Below are 17028 nucleotides of genomic sequence, written 5' to 3'. Positions count from 1 at the left end.
GCTGCTTATGAAACCATGAGGACGCCCGATGCGTATATTGCCCGCCATACTTTGCCTGCTAATCGTTACGTTTACCTGCCAGGCACGGCCTGACAGCCTGATTTTTCTCTCTACTGATGCCCTGATGAATACCCGGCAGGCTTTGCAGAATCATCAGGCGAGCACACTGACGGAACAGGCCTGGCGTCAGCTGCAACATCAGGCAGAAAAGGCGCTCAGCCAGCCCGATCCCAGCGTGATGGATAAGGGGCTGATGCCGCCCAGCGGATCGCGGCATGACTATCTGAGCCTGAGCGCCTACTGGTGGCCGGACGGAAAGCAGAAAACGGGGTTGCCCTGGATTCGTCGGGATGGTGAGATTAATCCCGACACGAAAAATAACCAAACCGACGGCGTGCGGCTGGCGCGCTTTAGCGCAGATGTACAGACACTCTCGCTGGCCTGGTTCTTTTCTGGCGATGCACGCTATGCCAGCAAAGCACAATCGATGATCCGCCACTGGTTTATCGATCCTGCCAGCCGTATGAATCCAAACCTGAATTATGCCCAGGGGATTCCAGGCAGGACGCCTGGCCGTCATGATGGCGTACTGGATGGGCGCTATTTTGCGACCCGCATTGTTGATGCGCTGGTGCTGTTGCGCCAGTCACCCGGCTGGCGCGACAGCGACGAGGCGGCGTTACATCGCTGGTTCAGTGACTATCTTAGCTGGCTGCAGACCAGCCAGCTGGCGCAACAGGAGCGGGATGCCCCAAATAATCATGGCAGCTGGTACAGCGTACAGGTTGCCGGTATTGCCGCTTACCTGGGCAAAAACACGGTGATCGCTGATATGTCGGCGCTGGCCAAACGAAAAATTGATGGGCAAATACAGAAAGAGGGGACTCAGCCACTTGAGCTGGCGCGAACCCGCTCCTTTCATTACAGCGTCTTTAATTTGCAGGCGCTAACCGCTATCGCGGCGTTAGCTTCTCAGCGTGGGCTGGACGATCTCTGGCACTATCAAAACAAGCAGGGTGGCTCGCTACTGGCGGCGCTGGATTATATGGCGCCCTTTAGCGATCCATCACGCCGCTGGCCGTGGAAAACCCGCGAACGCCAAAGCGAGCGGTTAATCCCCTTACTGCTGTTGGCTGACGTCACACTTAAGTCAGAACGTTACCAATCCTGGATTGATCGTCCTGAATGGCGTACCGGCTCAGCAGAGGTGCTACGTGATGTGGTGTTACTCAGGCGATAGCCGCGCAGATTGCCAATAAAAAAGGCCAGACGCGTCAAGTGAATCACACTTAATGCGGCTGGCCTGATGTAAATCTGAAATAATTAACGGCCGCTGCGGGTCAGTTTTTCCAGATCGGATTCAATTTCGGCGATTTTATGGGAAACGACGCCTTCAAGATGACGCAGATCATCAAGGATTTTACGTTTCAGATCGACTTCCACCTGATCGCGCTGGCAGATCTGGTCCAGTTCATCGATCACATAACGCAGGTTCGGGCTGATTTCCTGCACTTCGCGATAGCCTTGTGACGCGTTATCAGCAACGACGGTCTTGCGCTGGCGAGGATATTTAAATTTCACGCTTTTGGCGAAAAATTCACCTTTATCTTTGCGGAAATAAATTTTCAAAATATCGTTATTCGCTTCCTGACGCAGGCTGTAGCGATCGATATCGTCAGGGTTACTAATGCCTAAGCTCTTAATATTGTCATACATAATTATTTTCCACCAAATGATAGGCGCGCAGAATTGTTCATGACTTAATGACTATAGACATAAATAACATGAATCAGTGCGCAACAGGATTTAACTGGCGCGAATTATGACCTGGATGAAAAGTAAACGCACCTGTTGGTTCGTGTAGAAAAACAACATTACCCGTAACAGCTGTAAACAAAAGATGACGGGCTGCTGTACAGCCCGTCCGACAGATTAGTCGATCGTACGCAGCAGTTCATTGATGCCGGTTTTCGCCAGCGTTTTCGCATCAACTTTTTTCACAATGACTGCGCAGTAAAGGCTGTAGCGGCCATCTTTAGACGGCAGGTTACCGGATACCACGACCGAGCCGGCAGGCACGCGACCGTAGTGGATTTCGCCGGTTTCGCGGTCATAAATTTTGGTGCTCTGACCGATATAAACACCCATTGAAATCACGGAGCCTTCTTCAACGATCACGCCTTCAACGATTTCAGAACGTGCGCCAATAAAGCAGTTATCTTCAATGATGGTGGGGTTGGCCTGCAGCGGCTCGAGCACGCCACCGATTCCTACACCACCGGATAAATGTACGTTTTTACCAATCTGTGCACAGGAACCGACGGTTGCCCAGGTATCAACCATTGTGCCTTCGTCCACAAAGGCGCCGATGTTCACGTAGGAAGGCATCAGAACCGTGTTGCGCGCAATAAAAGCCCCTTTGCGAACGGCAGCGGGCGGCACCACGCGGAAGCCGGCTTCTTTGAAGCGCGCATCGTCCCAGTCGGCAAACTTCATTGGCACTTTGTCGTAAAAACGGGTTTCAGCCCCTTCCATCACCTGATTGTCATTAATGCGGAAAGAGAGCAGAACGGCTTTTTTCAGCCACTGATGCGTTACCCATTCGCCGTCGATTTTTTCAGAAACGCGCAGTTCACCACTGTCCAGTTTGGCGATAACCTGATTAATCGCCTCGCGGGTTTCAGTATCCACACTGGTCGGGGTGATGTCAGCGCGACGTTCGAAGGCAGATTCAATAACACTCTGTAACTGTTGCATATTTTTTCCTGATCTGTCATTTGTGGTGCCAGCCAGTGACCGGCACGGGTAAAAAGTTGATGTTCACAAATTGAAGCGGGTCACACTTTATCGTTTGGATTAAGGGCTTCTGTCAACCGTTGTTGCAACGTCTGACGCATTTCCTCATCCAGTGCCTTGCGTTCGCTATTGGCTAAAATAAACAAATCTTCCACGCGCTCGCCAATGGTGCTGATGCGCGCACCATGCAGAGAGACGCCGAGATCGGCAAACACTTCCCCCACGCGCGCCAGTAAACCGGGCTGATCCAGGGCTACCAGCTCCAGATAACTGCGGCGATCGGTGTGAGTTGGCAGGAAATTCACTTCGGTATCCACGCTAAAGTGCTTAAGCCTGGCGGCCTGACGGCGGGTGCGCGGTGGCACCCACTCTCTCTGGGTTATCGCCTGCTCCAGCGCCTGAATGATCATCGCATGACGATCGGGCGACAGGGGACTGCCATCCGGCTCCAGTACAATAAAGGTATCCATCGCCATGCCATCGCGGCTGGTAAAAATTTGCGCATCATGCACGCTGAGGTTGCGACGATCCAGCTCTCCTGCCACGGCGGCGAACAGGTGCGGGCGATCGGGACTCCAGATAAAAATTTCGGTCCCGCCGCGCGTTGCCTGCGGGCTGACCAGCACCAGCGGTTGATTAAGATCGTGTCCCAGTAAGTGGCGGGCATGCCAGGCAATCTGGTTGGGCGTATGGCGCAGAAAATAGTCGGCGCGACAGCGATTCCAGATGTGATGTAACCGCTCTTCATTGATGTTGTCCATACGCAGCAGCGCCAGCGCCTGCAGGCGGTGATGACGTACGCGTTCCCGCAGATCCGGACTGTTTTCCATGCCGCGACGCAGCTGTTTTTCGGTGGCGAAGAACAACTCTCGCAGCAGACTTTGCTTCCAGCTGTTCCACAGGCTCTCATTGGTGGCGCAGATATCAGCCACCGTCAGGCACACCAGATAACGCAGTCGGTTTTCGTTCTGCATGACCTCGGCGAACTGCTGAATCACCGTGGGGTCCTGAATATCACGACGCTGCGCGGTCACGGACATTAACAGATGATGCCGTACCAGCCATGCGACAAGCTGCGTTTCACGCGAGTTAAGGCCGTGCATCTCGGCGAACTCCAGCGCATCCTGCGCGCCAAGAACAGAGTGATCGCCGTTACGTCCTTTCGCTATGTCATGCAGCAGCGCCGCCATCAGCAGTAACTCTTGCTGAGGCAGGCGCGGCCAGAGTTCAACGCATAAAGGATGTTGTGGACGCGTCGCTTCGTTGGCAAAACTTTCCAGCTTCTGAAGAACCCGAATGGTGTGCTCATCCACGGTATAGGCGTGGAACAGGTCAAACTGCATCTGCCCAACGATCTGACCCCAGAGCGGCGTATAGGCCCAGAGTACGCTATGGCGATGCATCGGGACTAATGCACGACTGACCGCACCGGGATGACGCAGGATCGACATAAACAGACGGCGTGCTTCAGGCAACTGACAGAGCGGCTGCTTAAGGTGGCGACGTGTGTGGCGCAGGCGGCGCAGCGTGGTCGAATAGATCCCTTTGATATTGTCATTGCGTACCATGACGTAAAACATGCGCATTATCGCCTGAGGCTCCCGATCAAACAGCGTTTCATCGCGCAGATCGATCAGGTTACCCCGTAGCTGAAAGTCATCATCAATAGCGCAGGGTTTTTCATTGGTAGAGAGGGCCAGAATGGCTTCATCGAACAACTGCAGCAGCATCTGGTTCAGTTCGCCGATACGACGCGTGACGCGATAAAAATCCTTCATCATGCGTTCAACCGGCTCGTTGCCTTCGCCCTGATACTGAAGGCGCTGGGCAACGCTAAGCTGGCGATCGAACAGTAGCCGGTTGTCATAACGCGGCAGCAACAGATGCAGCGCAAACCGAATCCGCCAGAGAAAGGCCTGGCATTCATTCAGTTCGGCGCGTTCGGCGTCGGTCAGAAAGCCAAAGCCCACCATCTCGTCGAGCGTTGTCGCGCCGAAGTGCCGTCGCGCAACCCACTGTAACGTATGAATATCACGTAAACCGCCCGGGCTGCTTTTAATATCCGGTTCCAGGTTGTAGCTGGTACCGTGATAGCGCGTATGACGCTCTTGTTGCTCTTCAATTTTGGCGGCAAAAAAGCGGGACGACGGCCAGAAGCCATCGCTAAAGACATTTTTCTGCAGTTCGAGGAACAGCGCGACATCACCGGCCAGCATCCGCGCTTCAATCAGGTTGGTCGCCACCGTCAGGTCGGATAGGCCTTCCAGCAGGCATTCTTCAAGGCTACGCACGCTGTGGCCCACTTCCAGTTTGAGATCCCACATCAGCGTCAGCAGCGCGCTGGCGCTTTGGGCGGCCTCTTCGTTAAGCGGCTGGCGGCTGAGAATCAATATGTCAATATCGGAAAGCGGGTGAAGCTCACCCCGACCATAACCCCCGACAGCAACCAGAGCGATGGATTTCATGCTGTCGAAGCCAAAGTAACGCCACAGGCGACGCAGAAGGCGATCGATAAACAGGGTTCGGGCATGAATCAGATTCTCTGCCGCCTCACCGCTATCAAAGGCCGCCGCCAGGTGCTGTTGAAAGCACTCCAGGCGCTGCTTGAGTATTTCACGTGATAGCTGATCGTCCTGCCACTCGCCAGGCGAATCATTCAGACCGTTTTTCACTTCTTGCGACAGGCTCATGCAGCGTTCTCATCAGTAACCATAAAAAAACCGGCAGAGCGCCGGCCTTTTATCAGGGGAGGAATTACGCCTGGTTAACTAACACCGCGGGAAGGGTGTCGTCTTTACGCAGGGTTAAAATCTCACAGCCGTTATCCGTCACCACAATAGTATGCTCGTACTGCGCCGACAAGCTGCGATCTTTGGTTTTCACCGTCCAGCCGTCTTTCATGGTACGAATGCGATAATCACCGGCGTTCACCATCGGTTCCACGGTAAAGGTCATGCCGGCCTGCAGGACGACACCGCTGTCGTCTGCATCGTAGTGCAGAACCTGTGGCTCTTCATGAAAGCCCTTGCCGATGCCATGACCGCAGTATTCACGCACCACTGAGAAGTCATTCGCTTCAACATATTTCTGGATAGCGCGGCCCAGCTCGCGCAGGCGAATACCCGGCTTCACCAGACGCAGTGATAAATAAAGGCTTTCCTGAGTCACGCGGCACAGGCGCTCACCCTGGATCGTCGGCTTGCCGACGATAAACATTTTCGAGGTATCGCCGTGGTACTCGTCTTTAATCACGGTCACGTCGATGTTAACGATGTCGCCATCTTTCAACGGACGATCGTCGCTCGGAATACCGTGACAGACCACCTCATTTACCGAGATGCAGACGGATTTCGGAAAACCGTGGTAACCCAGGCAGGCAGAAATCGCCTGCTGATGCTGAGTAATGTGTTCGTGGCAGAGACGATCCAGTTCACCCGTGGTTACGCCAGGCTGCACATGGGGTTCGATCATTTCTAACACTTCGGCGGCGAGGCGGCCAGCGACGCGCATTTTTTCGATTTCTTCGGGGGTTTTAATTGAGATTGCCATTAAATTATTCCGCTGCTGCTGAAATTTTCAGCGATAATGAATGCTGTGCTCTCATGTTAACAGCAAGCCAAAAGGGCTGCCAAACAGAGAACGCACCACAGGCCGTAAGCGAACATTTATTGGCGTCCAAAGCGTGATTGTGGTATAAAGCGCGCCGACGATTCTCTGTATGGCCGTTAAGGTCAGCGGGAAACGCAATAATCTCACTATGTGTAATAAAACACACATGTATCGACACATACGCCGGGGTGCCTTGAAAGAGGTCGGTTGTATGGGATACATGGAGGCCCAACCCCAATTAAACTAGAGGTAGTAATCATGGCAACTGTTTCCATGCGCGATATGCTCAAGGCTGGTGTTCACTTCGGTCACCAGACCCGTTACTGGTGCCCAAAAATGAAGCCATTCATTTTCGGTGCGCGTAACAAAGTTCACATCATCAACCTTGAGAAAACTGTACCAATGTTCAACGACGCTCTGGCTGAGTTGACCAAAATCTCTTCCCGTAAAGGTAAGATTCTGTTTGTTGGTACTAAGCGCGCTGCTGCCGAAGCGATCAAAGAGTCTGCACTGAGCTGCGACCAGTTCTTCGTAAACCACCGCTGGTTGGGTGGCATGCTGACCAACTGGAAAACCGTTCGTCAGTCTATCAAACGTCTGAAAGAGCTTGAGACGCAGTCTCAGGACGGCACTTTCGACAAACTGACCAAGAAAGAAGCGCTGATGCGCGCTCGTGAACTGGCCAAGCTGGAAAACAGCCTGGGCGGTATCAAAGACATGGGCGGTTTGCCGGATGCACTGTTTGTTGTCGATGCTGACCACGAACACATCGCAATCAAAGAAGCAAACAACCTGGGTATCCCAGTATTTGCTATCGTTGATACTAACTCTGATCCAGATGGCGTTGATTACGTTATCCCAGGTAACGACGATGCGATCCGTGCTATCAACCTGTACCTGACTGCCGTTGCGACCACCGTTCGCGAAGGCCGCTCTCAGGATCTGGCTGAGCAGGCTGAAGAAGCGTCTTTAGAAAACGCTTAATTAAGGTTTGCTCTGCATAAGAGCCCTTAGCATTCAGATGTGATCTGTAAGGGGCCAAACATGGCCCCTTTATTTTATCCAAGTCTGTTACGCCCCTGTTCAGGACGGCGGGACAGAGTAAATTTTCCGCAAATAAGTACCTTCTGATGCACTTGTGCTCAGGTACGAACCGAGGATTCTGGAATGGCTGAAATTACCGCTGCATTGGTAAAAGAACTGCGTGAGCGTACTGGCGCAGGCATGATGGACTGCAAAAAAGCGCTGACTGAAGCGAGCGGCGACATCGAGCTGGCGATTGAAAACATGCGTAAGTCTGGCGCAATTAAAGCAGCGAAAAAAGCGGGTAACGTTGCTGCTGATGGCGTAATCAAAACCAAAATCGTTGGTAACTACGGTGTGATTCTGGAAGTGAACTGCCAGACTGACTTCGTAGCAAAAGACGGTGGTTTCCAGGCGTTTGCTGATAAAGTTCTTGACGCTGCTGCGGCTGACCGCATCACCGACGTTGAAGTGCTGAAAGCACAGTTCGAAGAAGAACGTGTTGCCCTGGTTGCTAAAATCGGCGAGAACATCAACATTCGTCGCGTTGCTCTTCTGGAAGGCGAAGAACTGGGCAGCTACCTGCACGGCGCACGTATCGGCGTTCTGGTTTCTGCCAAAGGCGCTAACGAAGATCTGATCAAACAGATCGCAATGCACGTTGCGGCAAGCAAACCTGAGTTTGTTAAGCCAGAAGACGTTTCTGCGGAAGTGGTTGATAAAGAATACCAGGTTCAGCTGGACATCGCGATGCAGTCTGGTAAGCCAAAAGAGATCGCAGAGAAGATGGTTGAAGGCCGTATGAAGAAATTCACCGGTGAAGTCTCTCTGACCGGTCAGGCATTCGTTATCGATCCAAGCAAAACCGTTGGCCAGGCGCTGAAAGAGCAGGGCGCTGACGTGATCAACTTCATCCGCTTTGAAGTGGGCGAAGGCATCGAAAAAGTTGAGACTGATTTTGCTGCTGAAGTTGCAGCAATGTCCAAACAGTCTTAATGATCTGAAAGAACCGCCAGATGGCGGTTCTTTTTTGTCTGCCACAGGCAAAAGATACGTTTTCAGTTTCATCCCAATAGTAATTCTTTTGCTCTAAGCGGATGATTGATCGGAATTACTTCTTATTCATCATATCTTCCAGGACGAATTGACCATGGCGACCAACGCAAAACCTGTTTATCAACGTATCCTGCTAAAACTCAGTGGCGAAGCACTTCAAGGTGCAGAGGGTTTTGGTATCGACGCGAGCGTGCTTGACCGCATGGCTCAGGAAGTCAAAGAACTGGTCGAGCTGGGTATCCAGGTGGGCGTTGTGATTGGCGGCGGTAACCTGTTCCGCGGAGCCGGCCTGGCGCAGGCGGGCATGAACCGCGTTGTGGGTGACCACATGGGGATGCTTGCTACGGTAATGAACGGCCTGGCGATGCGTGATGCACTGCACCGCGCGTACGTCAATGCCCGTCTGATGTCCGCGATTCCCCTCAACGGCGTTTGCGATAACTACAGCTGGGCAGAAGCCATCAGCCTGTTACGTAATAACCGTGTGGTTATCTTTTCTGCGGGTACGGGCAATCCTTTCTTCACGACGGATTCAGCCGCCTGTCTGCGTGGTATTGAAATCGAAGCGGATGTGGTGCTGAAAGCCACGAAAGTTGACGGTGTTTACTCGGCCGACCCGGTGAAGCACCCTGATGCAACGCTGTATGAAAAACTGACTTATGCGGAAGTGCTGGATCAAGAGCTTAAAGTGATGGATCTCGCCGCGTTTACGCTGGCGCGCGATCACAAACTGCCAATCCGCGTTTTCAATATGAACAAACCTGGCGCATTGCGTCGCGTAGTGATGGGTGAAAAAGAAGGTACCCTGATTACGCATTAATACCCGAGGCGAGATAAAATAAGGTATATTCTGTCAGTGCGGTAATGTTTAGCCGTGCACCAGTCAGGATTATCGATGATTATCGATCCCGCTTCCGGTGATGCCGGAACTGGCCAGGTCAAACCGAATCCAAGGGTTTTAACGTGATTAACGACATTAAAAAAGATGCTGATACGCGCATGGACAAATGCGTCGAGGCATTCAAAACCACTATCAGCAAGGTACGCACAGGCCGTGCTTCACCTTCTCTGCTCGACGGCATTATCGTTGAATATTACGGTACGCCGACGCCACTGCGTCAGCTGGCTTCCGTTACCGTTGAAGACTCCCGCACGCTGAAAATCAACGTGTTTGATCGCTCTCTCGGCCCGGCCGTTGAAAAAGCGATTATGGCGTCCGATCTTGGCCTCAATCCAAACTCAGCGGGTTCGGACATTCGTGTTCCGCTCCCTGCGCTGACGGAAGAGCGTCGTAAAGATCTGATTAAAATCGTACGCGGTGAAGCCGAGCAGGGACGTGTGTCTGTACGTAACGTTCGTCGCGACGCCAACGATAAAATCAAAGCGTTGCTGAAAGATAAAGAAATCAGCGAAGACGACGAACGTCGTTCGCAGGATGAAATCCAGAAAATGACCGATGCGCACATCAAGAAAGTTGATGCGGCACTGGCCGAAAAAGAAGCGGAGTTGATGGACTTCTGATTCCATCATCGCCGACCAAAACGCCGTACAGAGAGGCATTCTGACAGAATGTCACCTCTGGCGGCGTTTTACATTGTGCCCCACGCTTTCACCTCTACATGGACAGCATTATGAAGCGATTAACTCTGCTCGGTTCAACCGGTTCGATAGGCACCAGCACGCTGGCAGTCGTCAGTGCCAATCCTACGCGCTATCAGATCACCGCGCTGGTTGCCGGTAAAAACGTGGCCCTGATGGCTGAGCAGTGCGTACAGTTCCAACCCCGCTATGCGGCGATGGCAGACGAAGAAGCCGCTGTTGCGCTACGTGAGCGACTGAGAGCATTGAAGGTGAAGACTGAAGTGCTCTCCGGCGTTCAGGCAGCCTGTGAACTGGCCGCGCTGGATGAGGTTGACCAGGTGATGGCGGCGATTGTGGGCGCCTCAGGTTTACTGCCCACGTTGGCAGCGATTCGCGCGGGTAAAACCGTCCTGCTGGCGAATAAAGAATCCCTGGTGACGTGCGGCCGTTTATTTATGGAGGCGGTGCGCCAGCATAAGGCGCAGCTGTTGCCGGTAGACAGCGAGCACAATGCGATTTTTCAGAGTTTGCCCGCTACCATCCAGCATCAGTTAGGTTACGCTGACCTGCAGAATAACGGCATTGAGTCGATTATTCTTACGGGATCGGGTGGCCCTTTTCGTGACACAAATTTAGCGGATCTGCGCAATATGTCGCCAGATCAGGCTTGTGCACATCCGAACTGGTCAATGGGGCGTAAAATCTCGGTTGATTCGGCCACCATGATGAATAAAGGTCTTGAATACATTGAAGCTCGTTGGCTGTTCAACGCCAGTGCCGCGCAGATGGAAGTGATTTTGCACCCCCAATCGGTGATCCACTCCATGGTGCGTTACTGCGATGGCAGCGTGCTGGCACAGTTAGGTTCACCTGACATGCGAACCCCTATCGCCCACAGTATGGCCTGGCCAGCGCGTATTCACGCTGGGGTCACACCGCTGGACTTTACCCGCATGTCGGCGCTGACGTTCTCAGAACCTGATTTTGGCCGTTACCCCTGTCTTAAACTGGCAATTGATGCCTGCGAGGCCGGGCAGGCGGCCACCACCACGCTTAATGCTGCCAATGAGATCGCCGTGGCGGCGTTCCTGAATCAGCGAATTCGTTTTACCGATATCGCAGCGTTAAACAGCGCAGTGCTGTCATCGCAGCACGGCCAGGAACCGGATTCAGTGGACGCTGTCATCGAAATCGATCGTATGGCACGCGCCGCTGCGACCGAAATGTTGCCACGCTTCACGGCATAACAACGATTGCGTTGAGGCTATTTGTTCGCTTCAGGTGAAAATGTTATAGTCGCTGGCTCGCGTTTAACGGTCTGTCACCAAATTCGGTGTGGCCTGGCAGACAGTGCCGGGATTTGTACCGGGCGCAATGTATTCAGAAACCACAGCATTTCTGATGAAAGGAATTGATTACGCGTTATGTCGTCTGAAAATCACAACAACACCGATGACCAACAGGGAACCGGTCCACGCCACGTTGCTATCATTATGGATGGCAATGGCCGTTGGGCTAAGAACCAGGGAAAACTGCGTATCTCCGGTCACAAAGCGGGCGTGAAATCAGTACGTCGCGCCGTTAGCTTTGCCGTCAGTAATAATCTTGAAGCGTTAACGCTTTACGCCTTTAGTAGCGAAAACTGGAGCCGTCCTGCGCAGGAAGTCACTGCCTTGATGGAGCTGTTTGTCTGGGCGCTGGACAGTGAAGTGAAAAGCCTGCACAAGCATAATGTTCGCTTACGCATCATTGGCGATATCAGCCGCTTCAGCCCCCGCATTCAGGAACGTGTCCGTCGGGCAGAAGCGCTGACGGAGAATAACGATCGACTCACGCTAAACATTGCTGCGAACTACGGCGGGCGATGGGATATTATCGAAGGCGTTAAAAAGTTGGCTGAACAGGTTCAGGAAGGCTTGTTACGCCCTGATCAGATAACCGAAGAGAGCCTGACGTCGCAACTGTGCATGAACCAGTTGGCGCCAGTGGATTTAGTGATAAGGACCGGGGGAGAGCATCGGATTAGCAACTTCCTGTTGTGGCAAATTGCCTATGCGGAATTCTATTTTACTGATGTGCTCTGGCCGGATTTTGATGAACACGTTTTTGAAGGTGCACTGAATGCATTCTCTCTGCGGGAGCGACGCTTTGGCGGCGCTGCACCAGGCGGCGCCTGAGCAATCTGGGGGTAACCTTTGCTGAAGTCTCGTCTGATCACCGCGCTGATTCTCATCCCGCTGGTGATCGCTGCATTGTTCTGGTTACCGCCTGTTGGCTTTGCAATTATTACGATTATTATCTGCATGCTGGCCGCCTGGGAATGGGGGCAGCTGTCTGGTATGGCATCGCGTCAGCAACGGATCTGGCTCGCGCTGATATGCGGTCTGGCTCTGACGCTGATGCTGTTTACGCTTCCTCCCTACGAACATAACGCGCACCTGCCGCAGGTGGCGGGCTGGCTGTGGGCCTCACTGGCCTGGTGGATTGCTGCGCTGTTACTGGTTCTGTTCTATCCTGCCTCTGCTGCGTTATGGCGGACTTCCCGACCCTTGCGTCTGCTGTTTGGTGCGTTAACGGTCATTCCTTTCTTCTGGGGCATGATGGCGCTCCGCCAGTATCATTACGAAGCCGATCACTTTGCCGGTGCCTGGTGGCTGCTGTTTGTTATGTTTCTGGTATGGGGCGCCGATTCCGGTGCCTACATGTTCGGCAAACTGTTTGGCAAACATAAGCTGGCGCCAAAAGTGTCGCCCGGTAAAACATGGGAAGGTTTTCTGGGCGGACTGATCTCTTCTGCGCTGATTGCCGTCCTGTTCGCCAGTTTTGCGCCGCTTTCCGTTCCCACCGGCACGCTGGTGATCTGCGCCGTGATTTCCACCCTTGCTTCGGTACTGGGCGATCTGACGGAAAGCATGTTTAAACGCGAGGCCGGTATCAAAGACAGCGGGAGCCTGATTCCCGGACATGGCGGTATTCTTGACCGCATCGACAGCCTGACAGCAGCAGTGCCGGTATTTGCCTGTTTATTGCTGTTGGTGTTTCAGACACTTTAAGGGCAAGCGACGATGTTAAGCGTAATCTGGAGTTTTGCCGCATTTATCATTGCACTGGGCGTGTTAATCACCGTGCATGAGTTTGGCCATTTTTGGGTGGCGCGGCGTTGCGGTGTGAGAGTAGAGCGCTTTTCTATCGGCTTTGGCAAGGCGTTATGGCAACGCCGCGATCGTCACGGCACCGAATTTGTGATTGCGCTCATTCCCCTTGGCGGTTATGTCAAAATGCTGGACGAGCGGGTAGAAAGCGTTCCCGCCGAGCTTCGGCACCAGGCGTTTAACAATAAAGCGATTTGGCAGCGCGCGTCTATTATTGCTGCCGGCCCGATTGCCAATTTCCTGTTTGCTATCTTTGCCTACTGGGTCGTGTTCATCCACGGCGTGCCGGGTATTAAACCGGTAGTTGGTGAAATTCTGAACGGTTCGGTCGCCGCAGAAGCGCAAATTACACCCGGGACGGAACTTAAGGCCGTTGACGGTATCGAAACGCCTGACTGGGAAGCTGTGCGCATGGCATTGATCGGTAAAATCGGTGATGCCAGCACAACGTTAACAGTGGGTCGTTTTGGCGAACAGGGGACGCAGCAAAAACAGGTCGATTTGCGCAACTGGCAGTTCGAACCTGATAAGCAGGACCCTGTCGTCGCGCTGGGAATTCGTCCCCGGGGCCCGCAGATTGAAACGACCCTGGCTGAAGTGCAAAAGAATTCGCCTGCCAGTGCAGCCGGTTTGCAAGCTGGCGACAGGATCGTTAAAGTCGATGGTCAGTTATTATCGCAGTGGCAGCCTTTTGCTACCCAGGTTCGGGATAACCCAGGAAAAAGTATTGCTCTTGAGGTCGATCGCAACGGTGAGGCGGTGCAGTTAACCCTGACGCCCGAAGCGAAACCTGGGAACAAAGCACAAGGGTTTGCGGGGGTGATTCCCCGAGTCGTACCGCTGCCAGACGAGTATAAAACGGTAAGACAATATGGTGCGTTTTCAGCCATTGGTGAAGCCAGTGTAAAAACCTGGCAGTTAATGAAGCTGACCGTCTCTATGTTGGGCAAGTTAATAACCGGCGATGTGAAGCTGAACAACCTGAGCGGCCCGATTTCGATTGCGCAAGGTGCAGGTTTGTCAGCCGAGTATGGAATGATTTACTACCTGATGTTCCTGGCGTTGATTAGCGTCAACTTAGGGATCATCAACCTGTTCCCGCTACCGGTTTTAGATGGTGGGCACTTGCTCTTCCTTGCGATTGAAAAGATCAAAGGGGGACCGGTGTCCGAGCGAGTTCAAGACTTTAGTTACCGCATCGGTTCAATACTGCTGGTGATGTTAATGGGGCTTGCACTTTTCAATGATTTCTCACGTTTGTAACCGCTGGAACGCGAGCTTACGTGGGATGTGTTAGGAAAACGCATAATAACGATGGCGATGAAAAAGTTGCTCATAGCGTCGCTGCTGTTTAGCAGCGCCACCGTTTACGGTGCAGACGATTTCGTGGTGAAGGACATTCATTTCGAAGGGCTGCAGCGAGTCGCCGTCGGCGCGGCTCTGCTGAGCATGCCAGTTCGGGTTGGCGATACGGTGAATGACGATGACGTCAGAAATACCATTCGCTCCCTGTTCGCAACTGGCAACTTTGAGGATGTTCAGGTCCTGCGAGATGGTAATACGCTGATTGTTCAGGTCAAAGAACGTCCCACCATCGCCAGCATTACCTTCAGCGGTAACAAAGCGGTTAAAGACGATCAGCTCAAACAAAACCTCGAAGCCTCAGGCGTGCGCGTCGGCGAAGCGCTGGACCGCACCACCATCTCTTCGATTGAGAAGGGCCTGGAAGACTTCTACTACAGCGTGGGCAAATACACCGCCAGCGTTAAAGCCGTAGTCACACCGCTGCCGCGTAACCGCGTCGATTTGAAACTGGTGTTTACCGAAGGTGTTTCTGCCAAAATTCAGCAGATCAATATCGTCGGTAACAAAGCTTTTAGCTCCGACGAGCTCATTTCCCGCTTCCAGTTGCGTGACGAAGTGCCGTGGTGGAACGTGGTGGGCGACCGTAAATACCAGAAGCAGAAACTGGCGGGCGACCTTGAAACCCTGCGCAGCTTCTATCTGGATCGGGGTTATGCGCGTTTCAACATTGATTCGACCCAGGTCAGCCTGACGCCGGATAAGAAAGGCATCTACATCACCGTGAACATTACCGAAGGCGATCAGTACAAGATTGCTGGCGTAATCGTTAACGGCAGCATGGCGGGTCATTCGGCCGAAATCGAACATCTGACCAAAATTCCGGCGGGCGAGCTGTATAACGGCACGAAAGTCACGTCGATGGAAGATGACATTAAGAAACTGCTGGGTCGCTACGGCTATGCCTATCCACGTGTTGTGACACAGCCTGAAATTAACGATGCGGATAAAACCGTTAAGCTGCACATCAACGTCGATGCGGGTAACCGCTACTACGTGCGTAAAGTGCGCTTCGAAGGAAACGATACATCAAAAGATGCCGTACTGCGTCGTGAAATGCGTCAGATGGAAGGCGCCTGGCTGGGCAGCGACCTGGTCGATCAGGGCAAAGAGCGTCTGAATCGTACGGGCTATTTTGAAACCGTTGACGTGGATACGCAGCGCGTTCCCGGCTCACCTGACCAGGTTGACGTGGTCTATAAAGTTAAAGAACGCAATACCGGTACCTTTAACTTTGGCGTCGGCTACGGTACAGAAAGTGGCGTGAGTTTCCAGGTCGGTGTTACCCAGGATAACTGGCTCGGCACCGGTAATACCGTGGGGATTAGCGGCACTAAAAACGATTACCAGACCTATGCAGAATTCTCCCTGACCGATCCCTACTTTACCGTTGACGGTGTGAGTCTGGGCGGCCGGGTGTTCTACAACAACTTTAAGGCCAGCAACGCCGATCTCTCCGGCTATACCAACAGAAGTTACGGTACAGACGGTACATTGGGCTTCCCAATCAACGAGAACAACTCGCTGCGCGTCGGTCTGGGCTATGTCCATAACGACCTGTCTGACATGCGTCCACAGGTTGCGATGTGGCGTTATCTTGACTCGGTCGGTAAGCCACAGCAGTTGAACAGCAACGGCGACTTCTCTGCTGACGACTTCACCTTTAACTATGGCTGGACCTATAACACGCTCGATCGTGGTTTCTTTGCCACCTCAGGTAACCGTACTAACCTGAACGGCAAAGTCACGATTCCAGGTTCAGATAACCAGTTCTACAAAATGACCCTGGACAGCCAGCAGTATGTTCCGATCAATAAAGATCATACCTGGGTTGTGTTAGGTCGCGGTCGTGTGGGCTACGGTGACGGCATTAGCGGTAAAGAGATGCCGTTCTATGAGAACTTCTACGCCGGCGGTTCGAGTACCGTGCGCGGGTTCCAGTCCAATACCATCGGTCCGAAAGCCGCTTACCTGAACAATGGTTCGTCATACTGTAACCTGAGCGATCCGAACGGTATCTGTAAGTCGAGCGATGCAATCGGGGGTAACGCGATGGCGATTGCCAGCCTTGAGCTGATCACGCCAACACCGTTCCTGAGTGAGAAATATTCGAATTCCGTCCGCACTTCGCTGTTTGTGGATGCGGGTACGGTCTGGGATACTAAATGGCAGAACACGGCGGAGACGCGCGCGGCCGGTATTCCTGACTACAGCGATCCGAACAACATTCGCGTTTCGACCGGTGTGTCTTTACAGTGGATGTCACCGCTGGGGCCGTTAGTCTTCTCCTATGCCCAGCCGGTTAAGAAAGTTGAGGGAGATAAGTCAGAGCAGTTCCAGTTTAACATTGGTAAAACCTGGTAATGTTCTGTACAGGGATGTTAAAAAATTAGCTTGCACACGTGGGGCATTGCTATGCTCCACGCTGCAAACATACATGTTGAGGGTA

At 52.9% G+C, this 17028-nt stretch carries 14 protein-coding genes; 10 read left to right on the top strand and 4 right to left on the bottom strand.

All coding sequences use genetic code 11. The features are described 5' to 3' along the window. Window positions 1-28 precede the first annotated feature (28 nt). On the top strand, window positions 29-1240 hold the full coding sequence (locus P9J57_RS16650) for an alginate lyase family protein (RefSeq protein ID WP_014592956.1): 1212 nt from the start codon (window positions 29-31) through the stop codon (window positions 1238-1240). An 83-nt stretch (window positions 1241-1323) separates the two neighbouring features. On the opposite strand, the gene P9J57_RS16645 is transcribed toward P9J57_RS16650, so the two are convergent. The 4 genes from P9J57_RS16645 to map form a co-directional block, all read right to left on the bottom strand. After that, window positions 1324-1716, bottom strand: a complete 393-nt coding sequence (locus tag P9J57_RS16645) for a DUF3461 family protein (protein WP_006117754.1) — start codon at window positions 1714-1716, stop codon at window positions 1324-1326. 216 nt (window positions 1717-1932) lie between these two features. Then, window positions 1933-2757: a 2,3,4,5-tetrahydropyridine-2,6-dicarboxylate N-succinyltransferase gene (gene dapD, locus P9J57_RS16640; RefSeq protein WP_013024682.1), complete on the bottom strand. Its 825-nt coding sequence runs from the start codon at window positions 2755-2757 to the stop codon at window positions 1933-1935. An 80-nt stretch (window positions 2758-2837) separates the two neighbouring features. Next, the gene (gene glnD, locus P9J57_RS16635; RefSeq protein ID WP_013024683.1) at window positions 2838-5486 is read right to left on the bottom strand and encodes a bifunctional uridylyltransferase/uridylyl-removing protein GlnD; all 2649 of its coding nucleotides are present in this window, start codon (window positions 5484-5486) and stop codon (window positions 2838-2840) included. 64 nt (window positions 5487-5550) lie between these two features. Beyond that, a complete protein-coding gene (gene map, locus P9J57_RS16630) occupies window positions 5551-6345 on the bottom strand; it encodes a type I methionyl aminopeptidase (protein ID WP_013024684.1) in 795 nt (264 codons plus the stop codon). A gap of 318 nt (window positions 6346-6663) precedes the next feature. Between map and rpsB the strand changes: the two genes are divergently transcribed. From rpsB to bamA, 9 genes are all read left to right on the top strand, one after another. Continuing rightward, window positions 6664-7389 (top strand): 30S ribosomal protein S2, encoded by a 726-nt coding sequence (rpsB, locus tag P9J57_RS16625; protein ID WP_014592960.1) that lies wholly within the window; start codon window positions 6664-6666, stop codon window positions 7387-7389. Window positions 7390-7572: 183 nt separating this feature from the next. After that, window positions 7573-8424 (top strand): translation elongation factor Ts, encoded by an 852-nt coding sequence (tsf, locus tag P9J57_RS16620; RefSeq protein ID WP_013024686.1) that lies wholly within the window; start codon window positions 7573-7575, stop codon window positions 8422-8424. Window positions 8425-8578: 154 nt separating this feature from the next. After that, complete coding sequence (pyrH, locus tag P9J57_RS16615) at window positions 8579-9304, top strand: UMP kinase (RefSeq protein ID WP_006117760.1); 726 nt, start codon at window positions 8579-8581, stop codon at window positions 9302-9304. Between the two features lie 143 nt (window positions 9305-9447). Beyond that, entirely contained in the window at window positions 9448-10005 is a 558-nt protein-coding gene (gene frr, locus P9J57_RS16610; RefSeq protein WP_013024688.1) for a ribosome recycling factor, read from the top strand. Window positions 10006-10115: 110 nt separating this feature from the next. Beyond that, window positions 10116-11312 (top strand): 1-deoxy-D-xylulose-5-phosphate reductoisomerase, encoded by a 1197-nt coding sequence (gene ispC, locus P9J57_RS16605; RefSeq protein ID WP_024472048.1) that lies wholly within the window; start codon window positions 10116-10118, stop codon window positions 11310-11312. 177 nt (window positions 11313-11489) lie between these two features. Then, window positions 11490-12242: a (2E,6E)-farnesyl-diphosphate-specific ditrans,polycis-undecaprenyl-diphosphate synthase gene (gene ispU, locus P9J57_RS16600; RefSeq protein ID WP_013024690.1), complete on the top strand. Its 753-nt coding sequence runs from the start codon at window positions 11490-11492 to the stop codon at window positions 12240-12242. Window positions 12243-12260: 18 nt separating this feature from the next. Beyond that, window positions 12261-13118 carry a phosphatidate cytidylyltransferase gene (gene cdsA, locus P9J57_RS16595; RefSeq protein WP_013024691.1) on the top strand — a complete coding sequence of 286 codons (858 nt, stop codon included), beginning with the start codon at window positions 12261-12263 and terminating at the stop codon, window positions 13116-13118. 12 nt (window positions 13119-13130) lie between these two features. Beyond that, a complete protein-coding gene (gene rseP, locus P9J57_RS16590; protein ID WP_022622239.1) occupies window positions 13131-14480 on the top strand; it encodes a sigma E protease regulator RseP in 1350 nt (449 codons plus the stop codon). 51 nt (window positions 14481-14531) lie between these two features. After that, a complete protein-coding gene (gene bamA / locus P9J57_RS16585) occupies window positions 14532-16943 on the top strand; it encodes an outer membrane protein assembly factor BamA (RefSeq protein ID WP_014592965.1) in 2412 nt (803 codons plus the stop codon). Window positions 16944-17028 lie beyond the last annotated feature (85 nt).

This window comes from Pantoea sp. nfd-35 (genome assembly GCF_056892255.1).
Note: the sequence above shows the minus strand (reverse complement) of the source record. Positions and strands in the feature narration are given on the sequence as shown.